This is a genomic window from Pseudomonas sp. Pseusp10 (assembly GCF_059492225.1).
Map to the genome: position 1 here is coordinate 1,272,934 of NZ_CP168528.1, position 22,468 is coordinate 1,295,401.

Here is a 22,468-nt window from a genome sequence, read left to right on the forward strand (position 1 = left end):
CTGGCGTGGTGTTTACCTTATTCCTGACTCTCGCCGCGCTCGCGGGCAATGGCGCGGTAGCCAATGTCCTTGCGATAGAAACAGCCTTCCCAGTCAATCGTAGCCGCCAGCTTGTAGGCCTGCTGCTGTGCAGCGTCGACGCTGGCACCCATGGCTGTGGCGCACAACACCCGACCACCGGCCGTTACGACTTGACCGTCCTTGAGCGCAGTGCCGGCGTGGAAAACCTTGCCTTCCAGTGCGGCGGCTGCATCCAGCCCCTTGATGGCTGCGCCTTTGGCGTAGTCACCAGGATAGCCGCCAGCGGCCAGGACGATGCCGACGCTAGGGCGTGGATCCCATTGCGCTTCTACTTTGTCCAGCGCCTGGGCCAGGGCGGCCTCGACCAGCAGCACCAGGCTCGACTGCAGGCGCAGCATCACCGGCTGGGTCTCAGGGTCGCCGAAGCGGCAGTTGAACTCGATGACTTTTGGGTTACCAGCCTTGTCGATCATCAGGCCGGCGTACAGGAAACCAGTATAGACGTTGCCTTCCTCGGCCATGCCGCGCACGGTCGGCCAGATCACCAGGTCCATGACACGCTTGTGCACTTCGGCGGTGACCACTGGCGCCGGGGAGTAAGCACCCATGCCGCCGGTGTTCGGGCCGGTGTCGCCGTCACCGACGCGTTTGTGGTCCTGGCTGGTGGCCATCGGCAGCACGTTCTTGCCGTCGACCATGACGATGAAGCTGGCTTCTTCGCCGTCCAGGAACTCTTCGATGACCACGCGCGAACCCGCATCGCCAAAGGCATTGCCCGCCAGCATGTCGCGCACGGCGTCTTCGGCTTCGGCCAGGGTCATGGCGACGATCACGCCTTTACCGGCAGCCAGGCCATCGGCCTTGATCACGATCGGGGCGCCTTTTTCACGCAGGTAAGCGAGGGCCGGTTCGATTTCGGTGAAATTCTGGTAGTCGGCAGTCGGGATCTTGTGGCGAGCCAGGAAGTCCTTGGTGAAGGCTTTCGAACCTTCAAGCTGTGCCGCGCCAGCGGTCGGACCGAAGCAATCGAGGCCACGGCTGCGGAACAGATCCACAACACCGGCAACCAGCGGCACTTCAGGGCCAACGATGGTCAGGGAAACGTTTTTCTCGGCAAAGTCTGCCAGTTGCTCAAGCGCCAGTACGTCGATGGCGACGTTCTCGCACTTGGCTTCGATGGCGGTACCGGCGTTGCCCGGAGCCACGAACACCTTCTGTACGCGCGGATCCTGAGCCACTTTCCAGGCCAGGGCGTGTTCACGGCCACCGCTGCCAATGATCAAAACATTCATTTCAAAAACCTCGGATGACGCAAATCTGGGAACTGTAGGAGCGAGCTTGCTCGCGATGGTGGTTAACGATAACGCGGGGTGTCTGAAACACTGTGGCGTCTAGTCGTTCTTCGCGAGCAAGCTCGCTCCTACAGGGGAATGCTGTGCTGTCAGTGACGGAAGTGGCGCATGCCCGTAAAGACCATGGCGATACCGGCTTCGTCGGCAGCAGCAATCACTTCAGCATCACGCATCGAACCGCCTGGCTGGATCACTGCAGTCACGCCCGCCTTGGCCGCATTGTCCAGACCGTCGCGGAACGGGAAGAATGCGTCGGAAGCCATCACCGAACCGGCTACCTGCAAGCCGGCATGTTCTGCCTTGATCGCGGCGATACGCGCCGAGTTCACGCGGCTCATCTGGCCGGCGCCGACACCGATGGTCTGGCGATTCTTGGCGTAGACGATGGCGTTGGACTTCACGTACTTGGCGACTTTCCAGGCGAAGATCAGGTCGTGGACTTCCTGCTCGCTCGGTGCGCGCTTGGTCACCACTTTCAGGTCGTCGGCGCCAATCATGCCGATGTCGCGGCTCTGTACCAGCAGGCCACCGTTGACGCGCTTGTAGTCCCAGGCAGCAGCGCGGTCAGCCGACCATTCGCCGCAAGCCAGCAGGCGTACGTTGGCTTTGGCGGCGACGATGGCGCGGGCTTCTTCGCTGACCGACGGAGCGATGATCACTTCGACGAACTGACGTTCAACGATGGCCTTGGCGGTCTCGGCGTCCAGTTCGCGGTTGAAGGCGATGATGCCGCCGAAGGCGGATTCGGTGTCGGTGGCGTAGGCCAGGTCGTAGGCCTTGCGGATGCCGCCTTCGGCGTCAGGGCTGACAGCCACGCCGCACGGGTTGGCGTGCTTGACAATCACGCAAGCCGGCTTGACGAAGCTCTTCACGCATTCCAGCGCGGCATCGGTGTCGGCCACGTTGTTGTACGACAGTTCCTTGCCTTGCAGTTGGGTCGCGGTGGCGATGCCGACTTCGGCAGGCTTGGCTTCCACGTAGAACGCCGCGCTCTGGTGCGGGTTCTCGCCGTAGCGCATTTCCTGGGCCTTGATGAACTGGCTGTTGAAGGTGCGCGGGAACTCGCTGCGACTTTCTGTGCTGAGGGTATCGGCAGCCTGGTTCACGGTGCCCATGTAGTTGGCGATCATGCCGTCATAGGCGGCGGTGTGCTCGAAGGCCTTGAGCATCAGGTCGAAACGCTGAGCGTAGGTCAGGCCGCCGGCCTTGAGGTTTTCCAGGACGCTGGCGTAATCGCTGGCGTTGACCACGATGGCCACGTCCTTGTGGTTCTTGGCTGCGGAACGGACCATGGTCGGGCCGCCGATGTCGATGTTCTCGATGGCGGTCGGCAGGTCGCAGCCCGGCTTGCTGATGGTGGCTTCGAACGGGTACAGGTTGACCGCTACCAGGTCGATCGGCTTGATGCCGTGTTCGTTCATGATCGCGTCGTCGATACCGCGACGACCGAGGATCCCGCCGTGGATTTTCGGGTGCAGGGTCTTCACCCGGCCGTCCATCATTTCTGCGAAACCGGTGTAATCCGCGACTTCCACTGCGGCAACGCCGTTGTCCTGCAGCAGCTTGAACGTCCCGCCGGTGGAGAGGATCTCGACGCCCAGGGCTTCAAGCTCCTTGGCGAATTCGAGGATCCCGGTCTTGTCGGAAACGCTGATCAAAGCGCGGCGGATCGGCAGGCGGGTAGTCTGGTCGGTCATTTCAATTTCCATCAAAAGCAAAGGAGTCAGCAAAAAAGGCGACCGGTTTTACGCGGGCGCCTTTCTGGTTTGATTGAATGCTTACAGCAAATCGTACTGCTTGAGTTTCTTGCGCAGCGTGCCCCGGTTCAGCCCGAGCAGCTCGCTGGCCTTGGTCTGGTTGCCCTTGACGTAATTCATCACGCACTCGAGCAGGGGAGCCTCGACTTCGGAGAGCACCAGGTTGTACACATCCGTGACGGCAGCGCCCTCAAGGTGGGCGAAATAATTGTGCAGCGCCTTCTCGACACTCCCGCGAAGGGTCTGGCCTTCTTCGCTTGGCGTATTGAGGTGCTGTTTCAAATTCACGTTGTCGCTCACGGGTGTTGTTCCACTCACTAAAGTCTCGGTCATCATCGTCATGCGGCCACCCACTCTCCGTCCCCTGTCAGGCTCTTGTAACGCTCGGCGAAAAACGCCCGAACGTTGGCGCATTGTGTATCCGTACCATCCAAACGATTGAAGTGGGCGCGAAACTCCCTGGCGCCCGGCAGGGTTGCGAGATACCAGCCCACATGCTTTCGAGCAATGCGTACACCCATGACATCACCATAGAAGGCGTGCAGGGCAGCCAGATGCTCTAGCAGAATGCGTTCCACCTCGATCAGTTCCAGCGCCGGGAGTTTCTCGCCGGTACGCAGGAAATGGTCGATCTCGCGAAAAATCCATGGCCGCCCCTGGGCAGCCCGGCCAATCAACAGTCCATCGGCACCGGTCGCGTCAAGCACGTACCGGGCTTTTTCCGGCGAATCGATATCGCCGTTGGCGAAGACCGGAATCGACACCGCCTGCTTGATCGCGGCAATGGTGTCGTATTCGGCAACACCTGTGTACAGGTCGGCACGGGTGCGGCCATGCACCGCCAGCGCCGTAATGCCTGCCTGTTCGGCAATCTTCGCCACCGTCAGGCCGTTCTTGTTGTCCCGGTCCCAGCCGGTCCGGATCTTCAGGGTAACCGGCACATCGACCGCAGCCACGACGGCCTGCAGGATCTCGGTTACCAGGGCTTCATCTTTCAACAGTGCGGAACCGGCAGCCTTGTTGCAGACTTTCTTGGCCGGACAGCCCATGTTGATATCAATAATCTGCGCGCCCATTTCAACGTTGGCACGGGCGGCGTCCGCCAGCATCTGCGCGTCTCCACCGGCGATCTGTACCGAGCGTGGCTCGGGATCACCTTCGTGGATCATGCGCATGCGCGATTTGCGGGTGTTCCACAAACTCATGTCGCTGGTGACCATTTCCGAGACGACCAATCCCGCGCCCAAGCGCTTGCACAGCTGACGAAAGGGCTGGTCGGTGACACCCGCCATGGGGGCGAGAATCAAGCTGTTATGTAATGTGTATGGGCCGATGCGTACCGCCGACATAGGACTTCCCTGTTGTGGGGCCGGATCATTAGAGTTCGAAAAAGGGTTGGCATGATACCCGCTCTCGATGACTGGATAAAGGCTGAATTGAACAAATTCTGAACAGTTATTCTGTTATTGCCCGTGGTTTGGTTTGCCTGGGGGCGTCAGAAAGCCGACGTTAATCCGGGAGCGATCAAGCGTTTCACTCCGGAGAGTGAAAGCTCAGACTGTAGTTCACGGCCTTGGCACCAGGGTCGAGAATGTCCAGGGCGATGTGGATTGGCGTTTGCGGAGGCATTTCCGCCATGCCTTCGAGATCGCCATTGAGGTACTCGCCGGGTTTGAAGCGGCGACTGGCGATCAGGTGGCCATTGAGGTCGGCGAAGCGCAGTTCCAGCAGCGGGAAGGGCTGGGAGAAGGGCGCGCGGTTATAGATGATCGCATCGACCACCAGTGCGCCATTGAAGTCGGGATGGCTGCGCACCACCAGGTTGCTGCTTTTGATTTTCGCGATGTCGACCTTGGAGGGCACGGTGCAGCCGATTTGCGGGCACAGTTGCTGGAACCACGGACGATATTGATCCTGTCGCGCAAGTTCGTCGAAATGGTAGGCAATGTACTGGCCGGCGAGGGCGCCAGCGGCAATCAGCACCAGCAGCAACCACAGCAGCCGCCGCCCCCAGGGCGAGCGGCGTTTTTGCCAGTCCAGTTGCAGCGGGTCGTCGGTCAGGTCTTGCAGCACTTCGGCACGCACGCCCGGCTCACTGCGTTCGCGTCGCTTGCGCAGCGGTTCGATCGAGGGCAGGTCGTCGTCGGATTCGTTCTCGTCGGCGGCCGACAGGCGTTCGTGGCTCAGTGGCGCATCGAGTGGGTCGTGCAGGCGCAAATGGGGTGGTTGCAGTTCGTCGTCGAGATCAACCGGCTCCAGAGACAACGAAGGTTCGGTGCGCGAGGCTTTGCCCGGTTCGACCGTTGGCTCTGGCGATTCAAGGCTGTCGAACGGTTCGTCGACTTGCGCACGATCGGCCGCCGACTCACTGAACAGGCTGTCGGACCATGGCTCTTCGTCATCCTGCCCGGTGCTGTCGCGACGGGCGCTCAGCGAGTCGTCGCGATGGCGGCCGAGTTCGGTGGCGGGCTGGATTTCCCGCTGTTCGAGCCGGGCGAGTTCTTCGTCGAGGTCGAGACTGTCCAGATCCAGCTCGGTCGCGCTCCATTGCTTTTGGCTGATGGCGCGCGGCGGCGATGGTTCGAGGGGCTGGGCAGGCTGTACAGGCGGGAGCGGCGTCGCTACCGGTGGTTCCTTGCCGGCCTGCTCGAGCAACTGCCTGGCGGCATTGAACACCTGCAGGCAGGAGCCGCAACGAACCACCCCGCGAGCCACGCTCAACTGGGCATGGCTGACGCGGAAGCTGGTTTGGCAATGCGGGCACTGGGTGACGAAGCTATCGGTCATGCGGCGATCCGGATTATGCAGGCAGCCATTCTAGCGCCGACGGCCAGTGATGCGCACCCAACCATCGCGATTGGCGATCGGATCCAGATCGAAGTCCTTGGCATAAGCAGCGGCGACTTCATTGCCCTGTTCGGCGAGGATGCCCGACAGCGCCAGGCGCCCGCCGGACTTGACCAGGCCGGACAGCTGCGGCGCCAGGGAAACCAGCGGGCCGGCGAGAATGTTGGCCACCAGCACGTCGGCCTGCACTTGCGGCAAATCTTCTGGCAGGTACAGCGGGAACAGGTGTTCGGCGATGTTGTTGCGCCCGGCGTTGTCGCGAGAGGCTTCCAGCGCCTGCACGTCGATGTCGGTGCCCACGGCCTCCTTGGCGCCCAGCAACAGCGCGGCAATCGCCAGAATCCCCGAGCCGCAGCCGAAGTCCAGCACGTTGCAGTCCTTCAGGTCCTGGCCGTCGAGCCATTCCAGGCACAACGCGGTGGTCGGGTGGGTGCCGGTGCCGAACGCCAGGCCCGGGTCCAGCAGCAAATTCACGGCATCCGGTTCCGGCGCGGCGTGCCAGCTCGGCACGATCCACAGGCGCTGGCCGAAACGCATTGGCTGGAAATTGTCCATCCAGCTGCGTTCCCAGTCCTGGTCTTCGATCACTTCGCTGTGGTGCTCGGGCAGCGGACTGCCGGTCAACAGCTCCAGATGGGCCAGTACCGGGCCGGGCTCGGTGCCACCTTCGAACAGGGCCAGCAGGTGAGTGTGGGACCACAGCGGCGTGGTGTTGAGTTCCGGCTCGAAGATCGGCTGATCTTCGGCGTCCATGAAGGTCACCGATACGGCGCCCACTTCAAGGAAAGCGTCTTCATAGGTTTCGGCTTGTTCTGGGCTGATGGCGAGACGTACTTGCAGCCAAGGCATGGCGGGCACCTTTGAAAAATGTTGATTGCAGCCTAGCGGGCTGCGAGAAGCGCGCAAGTTTACGCGAGCGCGGGGCTTTTGTGGGAGTGGCTCGCTGTGATGCCGCTTGTAGCAGCTGGCGAAGCCTGCGTTCGGCTGCGCAGCAGTCGTAAAACCTGAGCGCACGACCCTCCTGACACACCGCATCGACTGGATTCACGACTGCTGCGCAGCCGAACGCAGGCTTCGCCAGCTGCTACATGGGTTGTTGCAATGTCCAGATACAACAAAGCCGCCCGAAGGCGGCTTTGTTTTGTGCCAGCTAAAGCTTAGTGCTTTTCGCCAGCCAGCTTGTGCTCGAGGTAGTGAATGTTCACCCCCCCTTTGCAGAAGCCTTCGTCGCGGGTCAGGTCGCGGTGCAGCGGGATGTTGGTCTTGATCCCGTCGACCACGATTTCGTCCAGCGCATTGCGCATGCGCGCCATGGCTTCGTCGCGGGTTGCGCCGTAGGTGATCAGCTTGCCGATCAACGAATCGTAGTTCGGCGGAACGGCATAGCCACTGTACAGGTGCGAGTCGACGCGAACGCCGTTGCCGCCTGGGGCGTGGAAATGCTTGACCGTGCCCGGGCTCGGCATGAAGGTTTTCGGGTCTTCGGCGTTGATCCGGCATTCCAGCGCGTGACCACGGATGACCACGTCATCCTGGGTGAACGACAGCTTGTTGCCGGCGGCGATGCTGAGCATCTCCTTGACGATGTCGATGCCGGTGACCATTTCCGAAACCGGGTGCTCTACCTGGACACGAGTGTTCATCTCGATGAAGTAGAAGCGACCGTTTTCGTACAGGAACTCGAAAGTACCTGCGCCACGGTAGCCGATGTCGATGCACGCCTTGACGCAGCGTGCGAGGACTTCCTCACGTGCGTTCTCGTCGATGCCCGGTGCCGGCGCTTCTTCAAGAACCTTCTGGTGACGGCGCTGCAGCGAGCAGTCGCGGTCGCCCAGATGGATAGCGTGGCCCTGGCCATCGGAAAGTACCTGGACTTCCACGTGACGTGGGTTGGTCAGGAATTTTTCCAGATAAACCATCGGGTTGCCGAACGCTGCACCCGCTTCGGAGCGGGTCAGTTTCGCCGAGGAAATCAGGTCTTCTTCCTTGTGTACAACGCGCATGCCGCGACCACCGCCGCCGCCGGCGGCTTTGATGATCACCGGGTAGCCAACTTCGCGACCAATGCGCAGAGCGGTTTCTTCGTCTTCCGGCAACGGGCCGTCAGAGCCCGGAACGGTCGGTACGCCAGCAGCGATCATGGCGTGCTTGGCCGATACCTTGTCGCCCATCAGGCGAATGGTTTCGGCTTTCGGGCCAATGAACGCGAAGCCGGATTTCTCGACCTGTTCGGCGAAGTCGGCGTTTTCCGCAAGGAAACCGTAGCCCGGGTGAATGGCGGTGGCGCCAGTCACTTCGGCCGCGGCGATGATTGCCGGAATGTGCAGGTAGGAGTGGGCGGCCGATGCCGGACCGATGCAGACGGATTCGTCTGCCAGGCCCAGGTGCATCAGTTCCTTGTCAGCCTTGGAGTAAACGGCGACGGTCTTGATGCCCATTTCTTTGCAGGCGCGCAGGATCCGCAGGGCGATCTCACCGCGGTTGGCGATCAGAACTTTTTCCAACTTCGCAGTCATCAAAGGCTCTCCGCGGTTCAAACGATGGTGAACAGCGGTTGGTCGTACTCAACCGGCTGGCCGTCTTCGACGAGGATGGATTCGATCACACCGCTGGTTTCAGCTTCGATGTGGTTCATCATCTTCATGGCTTCAACGATGCACAGGGTGTCGCCTTTCTTCACGGTCTGGCCGACTTCTACGAAGGACGGCGAGGTTGGCGAAGACTTGCGATAGAACGTACCGACCATCGGCGAACGGGCAACGGCACCGTTCAGTGCTGGAGCGGCGGCGGCAGCAGGTGCAGCAGCGGCAGCCGGAGCGGCGGCAGCGGCAGGCGCGGCAACCGGAGCAGGCATTGGAGCCGGCGCGTAGTACTGCTGAGCCGGGGTCTTGCTATGACGGCTGATGCGTACGGACTCTTCGCCTTCCTTGATCTCGAGCTCGTCGATGCCGGACTCTTCCAGCAATTCGATCAGTTTCTTAACTTTACGGATATCCATGAATCATCAACTCCCAAGGGTCGGTCAGGGGCGTTTAACGCTTGTTGTTCAAGCTGTTGCCTGTCTTTCAAGCTGCTCTAGGGCGGCCTCCAGGGCCAGTCGATAACCGCTGGCGCCAAGGCCGCAGATCACTCCCACCGCTACGTCGGAGAAGTAAGAGTGATGGCGGAAAGGTTCGCGTTTGTGCACGTTAGACAAATGCACTTCGATGAATGGGATGCTCACAGCCAGCAGCGCGTCACGTAATGCGACACTTGTATGTGTAAAAGCTGCTGGGTTGATCAGAATGAAGTCCACGCCTTCGCTGCTGGCAGCGTGGATGCGGTCGATCAATTCGTACTCGGCATTGCTTTGCAGGTGCAGCAAATGGTGACCGGCTTCGCGGGCACGGCGTTCCAGATCCTGGTTGATCTGCGCCAGCGTCGTGGCGCCGTAGGTGCCCGGTTCGCGAGTGCCGAGCAAGTTCAGGTTGGGTCCGTGCAGAACCAGTAGGGTCGCCATCGGCTGTTCCTTTATTTTCTGTGAGCAGTTGTCAGAACCCGGCGACTATGCCGCAAAGCCTTTGTGACTGTCCAGTTCTCTGCAATAGCCAGCACGATGACCGATGTTTGCGCGAAATATATGACTGCTTGATTAAATTTGGTCATTCGCCCTGGTAATACGTTCGGCGAAGTCTTTGGCGTTGATCTCACCGATCACTCGCACCTCGGCACGTTCGACGCCGTCCTTGCCAAAAAACATCAGCGCTGGAGGACCGAACAAGTGGTAGCGGTCGAGCAGCGCGCGTTGTTCGGCATTGCTGGCGGTGATGTCGAAGCGGATCAGCCGGTAACCCTTGAGGCGTTCGACGACGATCGGGTCGTCCAGCACCTCATGCTCGATGACTTTGCAGCTGATGCACCAGTCGGCGTACCAGTCGAGCAGCAGCGGTGTGCCGGATGATCGGGCGTCGGCGAGTGCGCGGTCCAGATCGGCCGGCGTGCTGACGGTTTGCCAGGCGCTGATGTTTTGCGCGGGGCCGCTGTTGTCGACGGTGCGGGGCTGGCCAATCGGGTTGAGCGGGTCGGTCTGGCCGCTGAAGGCGCCATACCAGCAGGCCAGCGCGTAAAACAGCAAAAACATGCCGAGCAATTGGCCCAGGCGTTTGCGCGGTGGTTTATAGACGAACTCCAGCGCCCCCATGAACAAGCCGACACCGCCGGCCAGCAAACCGATCAGCAGCAAGGTGACCTGACCCGGAAGGACGCGGCTGAGCAGCCCGACGGCCAACCCGAGCAACAACACGCCTATCGCGTTTTTCACGTAGACCAGCCACGGGCCGCTTTTCGGCAGCCAGGCTGCACCACCGGTGGCCACCAGCAACAGCGGAGCACCCATGCCGAGGCCGAGCATGAACAGTTTCAGGCCACCGCCCAGCGCATCGCCACTGGCACTGATGTACAGCAGCGCACCGGCCAATGGCGCCGAAACACAGGGTGAAACCAGCAAGCTGGAGACCACGCCCAACACCGCGGCGCCCCACAGTGACCCGCCTTTGGTACGACCGGCGATGCGGTCCAGGCGACTGCTGATGGCGTGCGGCAATTTGAGTTCGAATACACCGAACATCGCCAATGCAAACACGGCGAAAAACATCGCGAACGGCACCAGCACCCAGGCCGATTGCAGCCGCGCCTGTAGATTGAGCTGGGCACCGAACAGCCCCATCAGCGCACCGAGCAGGGCAAAGCAGGCAGCCATCGGCAGCACATAGGCCAGCGACAGATTGAAACCGCGCCAGCCGCCCACCTGGCCGCGCAGCACCACGCCGGACAGGATCGGCAGCATGGGCAGCACGCAGGGCGTGAACGTCAGGCCCAGGCCCGCGAGGAAAAACAACGCCAGTTCGCGCCAGCTCCATGGATAAACCGGCGCCGGAGCGCCGCTGCCGTCGATGCTCAGGCGCTCGGTTTCCGGCGGATAGCACAGGCCTTTGTCGGCGCAACCCTGATAGGTCACGGCCAGGGTGAAGGCGCGTTGATCGGTGCGCGGCAACTCGACGTCGAGAATGCCGTGGTAGACCTCGACGTCGCCGAAGTATTCATCGTGCTTTTTCTGGCCGTCGGGCAGTTTTGCCGGGCCGAGGACAACATCGGCTGGATCGGCGTGAAACTGAAAACGGTGGCGGTAGAGGTAATAACCTTCGGTGGCGACGAAGCGCAGCTTGATCGATTGAGGCGTGCTTTCTACCAGGCTCAGTTGGAAGGCTTCGCGCACCGGCAGGAAATCGGCGCTGTTGTTGATCGAGCCCAAGGTGGAGCTGGGGCGGTTCTCCAGCAAGCCGGTGGCGCTGGCCGGCAGGGCGAACACTAAAAACAGCAGGCAGAGCAGACGGCGCATGACGATCTCGCGTATCGGAATTGGGGGGGATGATAGCGGACAGTGGGCCGGTGTACAGGGGGGAGTTTTGCGGTGGGTTTTCTGACGCTTTCGCGAGCAAGCCCGCTCCCACAGGTGACCGCGCTCTTTCATGGAAATGCGGTTAAATGTGGGAGCGAGCTTGCTCGCGATGGCGGTCTGTCAGACGCGGAAGGCTTGAACGGCGGTGTGCAATCGCCCTCCCAGCACCAGCAAATTCTCCCCTTGCTCACGGCCTTCGCCAATGCGCAGCAGGTTATCCCCGCCCAACTGATGAATTCGCTCACTGTGGTCACGGATCTCGCTGACAGCGCCGCTTTGCTGGGCGGTGACATCGGCGATGCGCACTGCCGTGTCGGAAATGGTCTGGATCGCCCCGACGATTTTATCCAGTGCGCCATCGGCGGCCTGGGCCTGGTTGGCCGTGGCTTCGGCGTGTTCGACCTGGGCACGCATGCCTTCCACCGATTGCCGCGCAGCGGTTTGCAGTCCTGCGATCAGCGTCTGGATTTCTGCGGTGGCCCCGGCGGTACGTTGCGCCAGTGAGCGAACCTCTTCCGCCACCACCGCAAAGCCTCGTCCCATTTCCCCGGCGCGAGCCGCTTCAATGGCCGCGTTCAAGGCCAGCAGGTTGGTCTGGTCGGCAATCGAGCGGATCACCGTCAACACGCCGCCAATGGTGGCCGACTCTTCGGCCAGGTGTTCGATCATCTGCGCATTGCCTTGCACTTCTCCCACCAGTGCATGCAGGCCGGTGAGGCTCAGCCCGATGACTTTCTGTCCGTGCTCCACGGCCAGGCCGGCGTGGCGGCTGGCGTCGGCAGCCTGGCTGGCATCGCCGGCGACTTGCTGAATGGTCGCTTCCAGCTCGCTGAGGGAGTCGCGGATCAGCGCCGTATCGCCGGCCTGATGCTCGGCGCCGCTGTGCAGGTCGTTGCTCAGATCGGCCAGGGTGCGGCTGCTGCCGGCCACTTGCTCGGCATTGAGGCGAATGGTCCCCACCAGGTCCACCAAATACGCGCGCAAGCGGTTGAGCGAGGCTTCAATGTCATGCAATTCGCGGTTGGTGTTGCCCAGTTGAATGTCGCGGCTGAAGTCACCTTCGGCCCAGGTCGACAGGGCCGGGGCAAGGTTGGTCAGGGTCCGGGCCAGTTTGCGTTGCAGGGTGTCGATCAGCAGTGCGATCAACAGGATCAAGCCGATCATCACGCCTTGCATCAGCCGCACTTCACTCTGGATCTGCCCATGCTGGGCGCGTACCACCGGCTCCAGCCCGGCAATGGCCTGTTGCACGTCGGCGATTTTCAAGTGCGTCGCGGAGCTGAGGTCAGCGCGTTTGCGGATTTGATCGCGGGTGTGCGAGAGTTCGGCCGGGTAGCGGGTGAGCAGGCTGTTGAGCTCGCGCTTGAGGCCGACGCCGGCATCTTCGGCGACGGTTTTTTCCTTGTTCTCAAGGCCCATCATCGAGGCGAAGTCATCGGTGTTCGATTCGCTGCTGGTGGTCACGCCCAGCAAGGGCAGGGCATCGAGTTTCTCGGCCTGGGTGCGGATGTTGGCGACTTCGCGTTCGACATCGGCGGCCAGTTCACTGCGGCCGCTGCTGACCAGTTTGTCCCGCGCCAGCGACAATTTGCCCAAGTGCTGCGACGCGGTGAGCAGCGGCGTCAGGTAGGTCGCATTACCGCTGGCGTACTGGCTGAGCTGATCGAGGCTGGCACCCAGTTCGCGCTCGGCCTGCAGCAGCAAGGCTTGTGGGTCGCCTGCCAGTTTGCCGGCGGCCAGCAGGTCGGTTTTGCTGAATTCTTCAAGGGTCGACAGGCTGGGACGCAACGTCTCGGCCAAGGCCGGTGGCAATTCGCCGAGCTCTTTTTGCAGGCTGTCGATGCCTTGGGCGGCACTGCTCAGGCGCAGTGCATCGCCGCTGCCAAGATAATCCTCGATGCTGCGGGCGACTTCATTCTGAAATTGCTGCGACAGGCCCAGGTAGCGCTCCATTAATAGATACGGACGCTCAAGGGCTTTCTGCGACCACCACAGCGTCGCGCCGAGGGCCACGCACACGGCCACCAGAAGGAGGGTATTGAGATTGGTCAGCAGCTTCAGGCGCATTACGGACTACCAACGGCAGAAATGGTAAGTGCCTGAAGTTATTGCGTTTCTGTTACAGGGTTATGACCGTATCGGTCGATTCCGATAAAAAAGTGGCACTTTGCTTTGATGTGCGAGCGGCCTGTACACGATTGCGTCCGCCGCCCTTGGCACGGTACAGCGCCTCGTCTGCCTGGCTGGCCATCATCAGGCTGTCAGAGCTTTCGCATAACTCCACCACCCCGGCACTGAAAGTGCACCACAGATCCTGGGGTTGCGCGGGGTAGTGAATCTCGGCAAAACGCTGACGGATTTCATCGAGCACGTTGTAGGCCGCTTCGATATCGGTGTCCGGCATGACGATGGCGAATTCTTCGCCACCGTAGCGGCCGATGAAGTCGGTTTTGCGCAGGCGTTGCTTGAGAAACAGCGCCAGGCTCTTGATCACCCGGTCGCCCATGGGGTGGCCGTGACTGTCATTGACCCGTTTGAAGTGGTCGATGTCGAGCATGGCAAAGCTCAGTGGCTTGCTTTCGCGGCGGGCGCGGAACGAGCAGTCTTCGAGCAATTGCAGGATATGCGTGTGGTTGTACAGGCCGGTGAGGCTGTCGCGGACCATCCGTGCCTTGAGGTTGCGGGCCCTTGCTGCGCGGTTGCGCACGGTGGTGATCAGGTGCCGGGGCTTGATCGGTTTGGTCAGGAAGTCATCGCCGCCCTCGCTCATGGCGTCGAGCTGCTTGTCCAGGTCGTCTTCGGCCGACAGGTAAATGATCGGCACGCTGACATAGCGGTCGTTGTGACGGATCACTTTGGCCAATTCCGTACCGGTGCAGGCCGGCATGTACATGTCGAGGATGATCAGGTCCGGCTGGAAGTCCGCCAATTCGGCCATGGCCTGGATCGGTTCGATCAATGTCCGGGTGACGATCCCGGCGCTGTTGAGCAGGCGCTCGGTGTGCAGGGCCTGGGCGCGGGAGTCGTCGATGATCAGCACTTTATAAGGTTCGTACTGGGCGACGCAGGTCAGGACTTCGATCTTCTCAAGCAGGCTCGACGCTTCGAGGGTGCCGGTGAGGAACTCCTGGCCACCGGCACGCACGGCGGCGAGGCGGGTCGGGGTGTCAGTTTCGTGCAGGCTGAAGAACAGCAGCGGCAAGCGCTGGTCCAGGCCTTCCTGGGCTTCAGCGGCCAGTTTCAGGCCGACACCGGGGCCGCTGAAATCCACGTCCATGACAATCGCCGCCGGCAGGCGCTCGACCATCGATGAGCGAAACGCGTCTACGCTGTCCAGGGACTGGGCGCTGAGCCCGAAGAATTCCAGTTGCTTGGCCAGGCGCTCGGCACGGTCGTGATCCTGCAGCATTACGTAGATGGGCTTGCGCAGCGGTGGCAGGAAGGTTTGATCGAGCTGATCGCCTTGACGCAGGCCGGTGCGCGACAGGCGCTGCATCAAGCGATTGAGGTCGGTGATCAGGCCGCTGCTCAGGCGTCCGCGATTGGCGTCGACAGCCTCCAGGGACTGACCGATGTGGTGGGCCAATTGCGTGTGTTCCGGTTGCTCGAAACGCTCGGCGAAACGCAGCAGGCGCAGATTGGCCTCGCTCAGTTCCGACAGGTCGGCGGTGGACCACTCACTGCGTTGCAGGCGCTGCCATATCTCAAGAATCTGACGAGCCTGATGAATTACCCGCTGGGCAAAGTGGTGCTTGAGGCGCTCGCGGCTGGGGTCTTCTGGCTCGGTCATATCCTGACTACTAGTTAGGGTGCACACTGAGATCGACTGGTGGCTCTATGCTAGCACCACTTTTCTGTTACATGAGTGCTGTACGTCAATAATCTGCACTGTGACTTCATTCAGTTTGTGACTGAGCGGTCCGGCTTCGGCCTTTAAAGTCGCGCTGTGCCGGGGGCAAAGTGCTTGAATCAGGGCACTTGACGGAAGTGGGGTGGCAATTGGCGAGTGGCTGACATTGGGCAGTTCATGGTTTTTTGCCAGTGCTGGTCGGCCCGGTTTTTTTTCCCTCAGGGGATCGGGGATTCCCTTAGGGGGCAATCCAAACCATCAGGGGGATTTCGCGGCCACAGGGGCGTCAGGTGCGCAGGAACTCTTTTCATTCGCAAGCCTGGTAATTTTCCCCATCGATGCAATGGCGGGTGCCGGGCCAAGGCACGTTGTTGTATGGTTGTGGTCGAACCGTGAACTCAAGAGCTTGAAAGGATATCGCCATGCTGGACTGGAAGAACCGCACAGGCAGTGCGCCTGAACGTGCCGCTGAACCGAAGTCGGAGACCCGCAGTTACCTGGGCGGTCTGTTGTTCAGCCGGGCGCTGGCCACTTTACTGGGCATCTACCTGTTGGTGGCGAGTGTCCTGGGCTGGTACTGGAGCCAGGAGCCAGCGCTGTTCCCGGTCCAGCAAACCGCCCAACTGGCCGCCGAGAAAGAAGGCAAGCAGATGGTCGTCGGCTACACCACGGTGGAAACCCTCAAGACCGTCGCCGGCACCTTGCTGACCAAACCGGGCGGCTATATTTCCAACGACCGATTCCCGCCAGGCCTGTGGATGGACAACATGCCGAGCTGGGAATACGGCGTGCTGGTGCAGGTCCGCGACCTGAGCCGTGCACTGCGTAAAGACTTCGCCCGTTCGCAGTCGCAGTCCGCCGAAGACGCCGACCTGGCCAAGGCCGAGCCGCGTTTCAACTTCGACAACAAGAGCTGGGTGCTGCCGTCCAGTGAGTCCGAGTACCAGGAGGGCATCAATTCCCTGAGCCGCTATCAGGCGCGCCTGTCCGATCCAAACCAGAAGAGCGCGCTGTTCTATGCCCGCGCCGACAACCTGAACAACTGGCTGGGTGACGTCGGCACTCGTCTGGGTTCGCTGTCGCAACGACTGTCGGCCAGCGTTGGTCGGGTCAAACTCAACACTGCGCTGAAGACCGAGGTCGTGGCACCGGGTGTGGCGCCGCAAGTCGATGAAGAAATCGTCGAAACGCCATGGCTGCAGATCGACAACGTGTTCTACGAAGCTCGCGGTCAGGCCTGGGCCTTGTCACACTTGCTGCGCGCCATCGAAGTCGACTTCGCCGATGTGCTGGCCAAGAAAAACGCCACGGTCAGCGTGCGCCAGATCATTCGTGAACTGGAAGCGTCGCAGGAGTCGGTGTGGAGCCCGATGATCCTCAATGGCAGCGGCTTCGGTGTGCTGGCCAACCACTCGCTGGTCATGGCCAACTACATTTCCCGGGCCAACGCCGCGGTGATCGATTTGCGTCAATTGCTCAATCAGGGCTGAGTCATGGTCGAAAACACCAGGGAAGCCGCGCACCGTGCGGCTTCCGATGCCGAACAGATCGCCTGGGTCGACGAGCAGGACAACCTGCTCGGCGCCCTGGTCCGTTCCGATTTGCGCGAGCGCGGGCTGATCGGGCGCGGCACCTACATTATGTTGTTCAACTCCGCTGGCGAGCTGTGCGTGCATCGCCGCACCCTGAGCAAGGCGATCTATCCCGGTTACTGGGACGTGGCGGCGGGGGGCATGGTGCTCGCCAGCGAAACCTACGCCGAGTCGGCGGCCCGGGAGCTGGAAGAAGAGCTGGGCGTGAGTGGCGTGGAGCTGACCGCCCATGACCATTTCTTCTTCGAGGACACCGGCAATCGCCTGTGGTGCTCGGCGTTCTCGGCGGTGTGGGACGGCCCGTTGACCCTGCAACCGGAAGAGGTGCTGGAAGCGCGCTTTATCCCAATCGATCAGGTCATGCTGGAGATCGAGCAAAAGCCTTACTGCCCGGACTCGTTGGCGGCGTTGAAGCGCTATCTGAAGGCTCAACAAAGCAACGTCGCAAAACAGCTATAAATTGGCGCCGATTGGCTCTTAGCAATCGGCGTTTTTGCCGTTACACTGCGCGACCTTTTTAAACTGAACCGGTATTGCTGGTTGTTGCTGTAGGAGCGAGCTCGCTCGCGATGGACGTCAACGATAACGCGGGCATCCAGAATGAACGCGTCGCTTTTGAGTTCATCGCGAGCGAGCTCCTACAGTGAAGTGAATGTCGTACCGTTTCAGTAGCGCTGCCCCTGCCTGAGTGGGGCTTCGCGGTCGATAGCCTTCCCAAGTGCTGCGACCAGTCTTTGTCCTCCGAAGAGGATTGCCGGTGGCCAAAAAAGCCGCATCCTTCGCCGCCCTGGGCGGCCTGGTATTTTCCACCGACGCAGGTCGTCATTGCCCGGAATGCAGTAAACCGGTGGACGCCTGCATCTGCAAACAGACCGTTATCCCGGCCGGCGACGGCATTGCGCGCGTGCGTCGCGAAAGCAAGGGCCGTGGCGGCAAGACGGTGACCACCATCACTGGTGTGCCATTGGCTGAAGACGCGCTCAAGGAACTGGCCACGACGTTGAAGAAACGCTGTGGGACCGGTGGGGCGTTGAAAGACGGTGTCATCGAAATCCAGGGCGATCATGTCGAGCTACTCTTGGCAGAACTGATCAAGCTCGGTTTCAAAGCGAAGAAGTCCGGCGGCTAGCAGCCTCTGTGAAAACCACCCTCGGCTTGATCCGGTCCTGATGGCATTCAGGTCTGGCGTCGTCCACATGGTTTTCACAGAGCCTGTTCATGACCGGTTTCTAAACTCACTGCGGTCGGCGGGGTCTATTGCCTCGTTGACGAACCGTCATTTTCATTCTTTAGACTGCGCCGGCCTGAACCCAGGCGACGCACTATGACTTCTTTATAGGGGACTTCGATGTCCGTACGACGCACACGCAAAGACGATGGCAGCCAATGGACAGTTGCGGACAGCCGCAGTGTTTACGGGATTCGCCATTGGGGGGCCGGGTATTTCGCGATCAATGACGCCGGTCGCGTCGAAGTTCGTCCGAACGGTCCGAGCAGCTCGCCTATCGACCTGTTCGAGCAAGTCGACCAGCTGCGCAAAAGCGGCCTGTCCTTGCCGTTGCTGGTCCGTTTTCCGGACATCCTGCAAGACCGCGTGCGTCAGCTGACGGGCGCATTCGACGCCAACATCGAGCGTCTGGAATACCAGAGCAAGTACACCGCGCTGTACCCGATCAAGGTGAACCAGCAGGAAGCGGTGATCGAAAACATCATCGCCACCCAGAACGTTTCCATCGGTCTGGAAGCCGGCTCCAAGCCTGAATTGCTGGCCGTGCTGGCGCTGGCGCCGAAGGGTGGCACCATCGTTTGCAACGGCTACAAGGATCGTGAGTTCATTCGCCTGGCGTTGATGGGCCAGAAGCTCGGCCACAACGTGTTCATCGTGATCGAGAAAGAATCCGAAGTCGGCCTGGTGATCGAAGAAGCGGCCTCGCTCAAGGTCAAGCCACAAGTCGGCCTGCGCGTGCGGCTGTCGTCCCTGGCATCGAGCAAGTGGGCGGACACCGGCGGCGAGAAATCCAAGTTCGGTCTGTCGGCGGCGCAACTGCTGTCGGTGGTCGAGCGTTTCCGCGCGGCCGGCCTGGACCAGGGCGTTCGCCTGCTGCACTTCCATATGGGTTCGCAGATCGCCAACCTCGCTGACTACCAGCACGGCTTCAAGGAAGCGATCCGTTACTACGGCGAATTGCGTAACCTCGGCCTGCCGGTGGACCACATCGACGTCGGCGGTGGCCTGGGCGTGGACTACGACGGTACGCACTCGCGTAACGCCAGTTCGATCAACTACGACATGGACGATTACGCCGGCGTGGTGGTCGGGATGCTCAAGGAATTCTGCGATGCGCAGAGCCTGCCGCACCCGCACATCTTCTCCGAAAGCGGCCGCTCCCTGACCGCGCACCACGCCATGCTGGTGGTGCAGGTGACCGACGTCGAGAAGCACAACGACGACGTGCCGCAGATCGAAAACAAGGAATCGCTGCCGGAAACCGTGCAGTGGCTGGTGGACCTGCTGGGTCCGACCGACATCGAGATGGTCACCGAAACCTACTGGCGCGCCACGCACTACATGAGCGATGTCGCAGCCCAGTACGCCGACGGCAAACTGACCCTGGCCGAGAAGGCCCTGGCCGAACAATGCTACTTCGCCGTGTGCCGTCGCCTGCACAACTCGTTGAAGGCGCGCCAGCGTTCCCACCGTCAGGTGCTGGACGAACTCAACGACAAACTGGCCGACAAGTACATCTGCAACTTCTCGGTGTTCCAGAGCCTGCCGGACACCTGGGCCATCGACCAGGTCCTGCCGATCATCCCGCTGCATCGCCTCGACGAAGAGCCGCTGCGTCGTGCGGTACTGCAGGACCTGACCTGTGACTCCGACGGCAAGATCAACCAGTACGTCGACGAGCAGAGCATCGAAACCAGTTTGCCGGTGCACGCCCTGAACGAAGGTGAAGACTACTTGCTGGGTGTGTTCCTGGTCGGTGCCTACCAGGAAATTCTTGGCGACATGCACAACCTGTTCGGTGACACCGACTCGGTGAACATCTACCAGAACGCCGACGGCAGCGTGTACCACGCCGGTATCGAAACCCACGACACCATCGAAGACATGCTGCGTTATGTGCACTTGTCGCCGGAGGAACTGATGACTCACTACCGCGACAAGTGCGCCAGTGCCCGCATCAGCGCAACCGAGCGCACGCAGTTCCTCGATGCCTTGCGTCTGGGGCTGACCCGTTCGTCTTACCTGTCTTCCTGAGGTAAGCGTCACGCTCATCAGGTTGTCTGAAAATGTTCCGTTCGCTGCGGAAATTTCAGATGACCTGGTGCGGCAATTCTCCTATTCCAGACGAAATTTCCCGCGTCTCGACGACCCAACGCATTTGGTCTTCTTTTCACGTAGGTTATTTCCTAATTTGTATTTCGGCACTCTACTCGGCCATGTCTCTCAGCGAGAATCCCCGGCCGCCCCTCCTGTAGAGAAACCCCGATGTTCAATCCAGTCAGCGAACCGTCATTTCGTCTGGATGTAGCAGGCCTGCCCGACTCCTTTGAGGTCCTGGCCTTTACCGGTAGAGAAGCCATCAGCGAGCCGTTCGTGTTCGACCTGGAACTGCTGATCGATGACCCGGTGCTTGACCTCGCCAGTTTGCTGTACCGCCCGGCCTCGTTGCATTTCGGACCAGCCGGAAGTCACGTGCATGGACAATTGCATGAACTTGTCCAGCGTGACCATGCCTCGGGACCCCGACTCTGCCAGGTGCGTCTGGGGCCAAAACTGGCTTGCCTGGCCCAGCGCTTCAGCCAACGAATCTTCAGCGCCCGTTCAGTGCCGCAAATCCTCGACCAGGTACTCAGGGAGCACGGCATTACCGGCAAAGATCGACGCCTGGCGCTGAGCGGCGAATACCCGCCCCGGGATTTTTGCACGCAATATCGAGAGTCAGACCTGCAGTTTCTCCAGCGACTGTGCGCCCAGGAACGGCTTCACTACCACTTCGAACACCGGGCCCGCGGGCACTGTGTGGTGTTTGGGGATGATCAGCAGCATTTTCCAACCGGAGAACCTGCGGTATTGCGCAGCGAGGGCGACCGGCCGGCGGTGCGGCAGTTCGAACGTCAGCGTTGCGGTGGGACAGCGGCGGAGTGTGCCGAATGCCGGACGGACCTGGCGACCTTGCGTAGCGGTCGGCTGATGCCGCTGTCCGGTCATCCGGTTGCCGATTGCAATCGGCTCTGGCTGCTGACCCACGTTGAGCACTGGGGCAGCCAGGATGCTACGACGCCTTACCACAATCAGGCCCGTGCCCTGCACTGGCCGACACTCTTCGAACCGCCCTGTGTGGCGGTCAAACCACAGATGCATAGCCTGCAAAGGGCGTGGGTCGTCGAGGTCGATGAACCAGGCCCTGACCCGGCAAGGCCGGTCGCGGTGCAATTCGACTGGCTGTATCAGGGCGAAGGGGCAGCGCCCAGCCATTGCTGGTTACCCCTGGCCAGGCAGTTGCAGGCCTCGACGTTCTCGTCATTGCGGGAAGGGACCGAGCTGGTCGTGGGTTTTGTCGAGGGCGATCCCGATCAACCGCAGATAACCGGGTTGCTGCATGCGCCGACAACGGTCGAAGTGACGGACGCTGACACCCCCCAGCCCAGTTGCACCCATGATGAAGGCCTGGAGCAATGGTTGCGGTCGGGGGAGCCATTGCTGTTGTTGTGCCTGCTGCCCGGCGGTGGCAGTTTCAACCATTGCTCACAGGCGTTGTGCACCTGTCGTCTGGCGACACAGCTTGGCCAGAGCTCTGGAGCATGATCGCCACACGCATGCCCGAGGCACCCCCGCAGTGGCTGTTGCTGGATGTGCCGGGCACGCCACAGGCGGGTGTCGCACTTCGGCAGATGTTTGCGCAAGCCCGGTGCTCCGGGTTGTTCGAAGGTACGGAGTGGCATGCGCTGCATGAGCTGGGGCCGGTCCTGGTCGATCTGCGCACCTGCCCGGCACTGGCCGATTTATGCATCGTCGACGGACAACGCTGGCCCGGATTGCTGATAGTCAGCGAGGCCAGCACTTCGTCGTTGCTCGCGCATTTGCGGCGCATGCTCACAGTTACGCTTGGCCTGCACCGGGCCCTTTTGAGCTACTACAACCCGATCACGGCCAGCTATTTTTTCGATGCCTGCGATGCCGCTGAACTGAGTCGCTGGCTAGGGCCCATCCACCAGTTACGCTGGTTCGGCGGCAGTTGGGCCGACCGCGCGACGGGATCTGAAGGCTGGCAACGCTTGTCCAACCCGGGGCTGGCGGTCAGCCCGTTGGCAGTCGAGGAGAGCCTCAGCGCCGCGCAACAGGGAAAACTGCAAACCTGCCTGCTCGAACAGTATGCCTGGCGCTGGAACCAATCCACCGGTGCTGATTTCTCCCGTCTGTGGGCCTATGTGCAGGAGGGGTTGGCGCTGGGTTTCAGCGAGCGCCCGGTGCTTGATGGCTGGATATGGCTACGTTTGCAGTATCCCGACGCCGTGCCCGTGCAGCCATTGCCGGGCAGGACTCAGCAGGAACGCCTCGATAGCCTGCGTCACCTGTGGCAGAACGAACCACCCTGGCCATGAGG

At 61.2% G+C, this 22,468-nt stretch carries 18 protein-coding genes; 6 read left to right on the forward strand and 12 right to left on the reverse strand.

All coding sequences use genetic code 11. The features are described 5' to 3' along the window. Positions 1-17 precede the first annotated feature (17 nt). The 12 genes from purD to gcbA form a co-directional block, all read right to left on the reverse strand. Positions 18-1,313, reverse strand: a complete 1,296-nt coding sequence (gene purD / locus ACEN8Z_RS05680; protein ID WP_108230359.1) for a phosphoribosylamine--glycine ligase — start codon at positions 1,311-1,313, stop codon at positions 18-20. A gap of 149 nt (positions 1,314-1,462) precedes the next feature. Next, positions 1,463-3,070 (reverse strand): bifunctional phosphoribosylaminoimidazolecarboxamide formyltransferase/IMP cyclohydrolase, encoded by a 1,608-nt coding sequence (purH, locus tag ACEN8Z_RS05685; RefSeq protein WP_495597029.1) that lies wholly within the window; start codon positions 3,068-3,070, stop codon positions 1,463-1,465. A gap of 81 nt (positions 3,071-3,151) precedes the next feature. Next, a complete protein-coding gene (fis, locus tag ACEN8Z_RS05690; protein WP_007907419.1) occupies positions 3,152-3,472 on the reverse strand; it encodes a DNA-binding transcriptional regulator Fis in 321 nt (106 codons plus the stop codon). Then, a complete protein-coding gene (gene dusB, locus ACEN8Z_RS05695) occupies positions 3,469-4,479 on the reverse strand; it encodes a tRNA dihydrouridine synthase DusB (RefSeq protein ID WP_495597030.1) in 1,011 nt (336 codons plus the stop codon). The genes fis and dusB overlap by 4 nt, the downstream gene beginning before the upstream one ends. Before the next feature lie 184 nt (positions 4,480-4,663). Then, positions 4,664-5,917: a DUF3426 domain-containing protein gene (locus ACEN8Z_RS05700; RefSeq protein ID WP_495597031.1), complete on the reverse strand. Its 1,254-nt coding sequence runs from the start codon at positions 5,915-5,917 to the stop codon at positions 4,664-4,666. Between the two features lie 30 nt (positions 5,918-5,947). After that, on the reverse strand, positions 5,948-6,826 hold the full coding sequence (gene prmA, locus ACEN8Z_RS05705; protein ID WP_116263067.1) for a 50S ribosomal protein L11 methyltransferase: 879 nt from the start codon (positions 6,824-6,826) through the stop codon (positions 5,948-5,950). Between the two features lie 308 nt (positions 6,827-7,134). Beyond that, positions 7,135-8,493, reverse strand: a complete 1,359-nt coding sequence (gene accC, locus ACEN8Z_RS05710; RefSeq protein WP_429366255.1) for an acetyl-CoA carboxylase biotin carboxylase subunit — start codon at positions 8,491-8,493, stop codon at positions 7,135-7,137. A 17-nt stretch (positions 8,494-8,510) separates the two neighbouring features. Beyond that, complete coding sequence (gene accB, locus ACEN8Z_RS05715) at positions 8,511-8,975, reverse strand: acetyl-CoA carboxylase biotin carboxyl carrier protein (protein ID WP_007994227.1); 465 nt, start codon at positions 8,973-8,975, stop codon at positions 8,511-8,513. A gap of 48 nt (positions 8,976-9,023) precedes the next feature. Continuing rightward, positions 9,024-9,476 (reverse strand): type II 3-dehydroquinate dehydratase, encoded by a 453-nt coding sequence (aroQ, locus tag ACEN8Z_RS05720; protein WP_007994226.1) that lies wholly within the window; start codon positions 9,474-9,476, stop codon positions 9,024-9,026. A gap of 132 nt (positions 9,477-9,608) precedes the next feature. Then, on the reverse strand, positions 9,609-11,354 hold the full coding sequence (locus ACEN8Z_RS05725) for a protein-disulfide reductase DsbD (protein WP_495597032.1): 1,746 nt from the start codon (positions 11,352-11,354) through the stop codon (positions 9,609-9,611). A 180-nt stretch (positions 11,355-11,534) separates the two neighbouring features. Further along, positions 11,535-13,481 (reverse strand): methyl-accepting chemotaxis protein, encoded by a 1,947-nt coding sequence (locus tag ACEN8Z_RS05730; protein WP_495597033.1) that lies wholly within the window; start codon positions 13,479-13,481, stop codon positions 11,535-11,537. A 52-nt stretch (positions 13,482-13,533) separates the two neighbouring features. Then, complete coding sequence (gene gcbA, locus ACEN8Z_RS05735) at positions 13,534-15,204, reverse strand: diguanylate cyclase GcbA (protein ID WP_495597034.1); 1,671 nt, start codon at positions 15,202-15,204, stop codon at positions 13,534-13,536. 482 nt (positions 15,205-15,686) lie between these two features. Here gcbA and ACEN8Z_RS05740 point away from each other — a divergent pair, with 482 nt between their 5' ends. The 6 genes from ACEN8Z_RS05740 to ACEN8Z_RS05765 all read left to right on the forward strand — a co-directional run bounded on the left by ACEN8Z_RS05740 (position 15,687) and on the right by ACEN8Z_RS05765 (position 22,466). Next, positions 15,687-16,754, forward strand: a complete 1,068-nt coding sequence (locus ACEN8Z_RS05740) for a DUF2333 family protein (RefSeq protein ID WP_495597035.1) — start codon at positions 15,687-15,689, stop codon at positions 16,752-16,754. A gap of 3 nt (positions 16,755-16,757) precedes the next feature. Further along, on the forward strand, positions 16,758-17,315 hold the full coding sequence (locus ACEN8Z_RS05745) for an NUDIX hydrolase (RefSeq protein ID WP_102700471.1): 558 nt from the start codon (positions 16,758-16,760) through the stop codon (positions 17,313-17,315). Between the two features lie 298 nt (positions 17,316-17,613). Next, positions 17,614-17,985 (forward strand): translation initiation factor Sui1, encoded by a 372-nt coding sequence (locus ACEN8Z_RS05750; protein ID WP_007991289.1) that lies wholly within the window; start codon positions 17,614-17,616, stop codon positions 17,983-17,985. A 219-nt stretch (positions 17,986-18,204) separates the two neighbouring features. Beyond that, entirely contained in the window at positions 18,205-20,118 is a 1,914-nt protein-coding gene (speA, locus tag ACEN8Z_RS05755; protein ID WP_007994217.1) for an arginine decarboxylase, read from the forward strand. A 231-nt stretch (positions 20,119-20,349) separates the two neighbouring features. Then, a complete protein-coding gene (locus ACEN8Z_RS05760; RefSeq protein ID WP_495597036.1) occupies positions 20,350-21,669 on the forward strand; it encodes a type VI secretion system Vgr family protein in 1,320 nt (439 codons plus the stop codon). Further along, positions 21,666-22,466: a DUF4123 domain-containing protein gene (locus ACEN8Z_RS05765; RefSeq protein ID WP_495597037.1), complete on the forward strand. Its 801-nt coding sequence runs from the start codon at positions 21,666-21,668 to the stop codon at positions 22,464-22,466. Before ACEN8Z_RS05760 ends, ACEN8Z_RS05765 begins: the two co-directional genes overlap by 4 nt. Positions 22,467-22,468 lie beyond the last annotated feature (2 nt).

What these genes read in the sequence shown, in the direction of transcription:
- accC (WP_429366255.1), bottom strand. Translation starts at nt 8,493, where the DNA reads ATGACTGCGAAGTTGGAAAAAGTTCTGATCGCCAACCGCGGTGAGATC.
- purH (WP_495597029.1), bottom strand. Translation starts at nt 3,070, where the DNA reads ATGACCGACCAGACTACCCGCCTGCCGATCCGCCGCGCTTTGATCAGC.
- ACEN8Z_RS05745 (WP_102700471.1), top strand. Translation starts at nt 16,758, where the DNA reads ATGGTCGAAAACACCAGGGAAGCCGCGCACCGTGCGGCTTCCGATGCC.
- prmA (WP_116263067.1), bottom strand. Translation starts at nt 6,826, where the DNA reads ATGCCTTGGCTGCAAGTACGTCTCGCCATCAGCCCAGAACAAGCCGAA.
- fis (WP_007907419.1), bottom strand. Translation starts at nt 3,472, where the DNA reads ATGACGATGATGACCGAGACTTTAGTGAGTGGAACAACACCCGTGAGC.
- ACEN8Z_RS05725 (WP_495597032.1), bottom strand. Translation starts at nt 11,354, where the DNA reads ATGCGCCGTCTGCTCTGCCTGCTGTTTTTAGTGTTCGCCCTGCCGGCC.
- ACEN8Z_RS05740 (WP_495597035.1), top strand. Translation starts at nt 15,687, where the DNA reads ATGCTGGACTGGAAGAACCGCACAGGCAGTGCGCCTGAACGTGCCGCT.
- ACEN8Z_RS05730 (WP_495597033.1), bottom strand. Translation starts at nt 13,481, where the DNA reads ATGCGCCTGAAGCTGCTGACCAATCTCAATACCCTCCTTCTGGTGGCC.
- speA (WP_007994217.1), top strand. Translation starts at nt 18,205, where the DNA reads ATGTCCGTACGACGCACACGCAAAGACGATGGCAGCCAATGGACAGTT.
- dusB (WP_495597030.1), bottom strand. Translation starts at nt 4,479, where the DNA reads ATGTCGGCGGTACGCATCGGCCCATACACATTACATAACAGCTTGATT.
- purD (WP_108230359.1), bottom strand. Translation starts at nt 1,313, where the DNA reads ATGAATGTTTTGATCATTGGCAGCGGTGGCCGTGAACACGCCCTGGCC.
- aroQ (WP_007994226.1), bottom strand. Translation starts at nt 9,476, where the DNA reads ATGGCGACCCTACTGGTTCTGCACGGACCCAACCTGAACTTGCTCGGC.
- ACEN8Z_RS05700 (WP_495597031.1), bottom strand. Translation starts at nt 5,917, where the DNA reads ATGACCGATAGCTTCGTCACCCAGTGCCCGCATTGCCAAACCAGCTTC.
- gcbA (WP_495597034.1), bottom strand. Translation starts at nt 15,204, where the DNA reads ATGACCGAGCCAGAAGACCCCAGCCGCGAGCGCCTCAAGCACCACTTT.
- ACEN8Z_RS05760 (WP_495597036.1), top strand. Translation starts at nt 20,350, where the DNA reads ATGTTCAATCCAGTCAGCGAACCGTCATTTCGTCTGGATGTAGCAGGC.
- ACEN8Z_RS05765 (WP_495597037.1), top strand. Translation starts at nt 21,666, where the DNA reads ATGATCGCCACACGCATGCCCGAGGCACCCCCGCAGTGGCTGTTGCTG.
- accB (WP_007994227.1), bottom strand. Translation starts at nt 8,975, where the DNA reads ATGGATATCCGTAAAGTTAAGAAACTGATCGAATTGCTGGAAGAGTCC.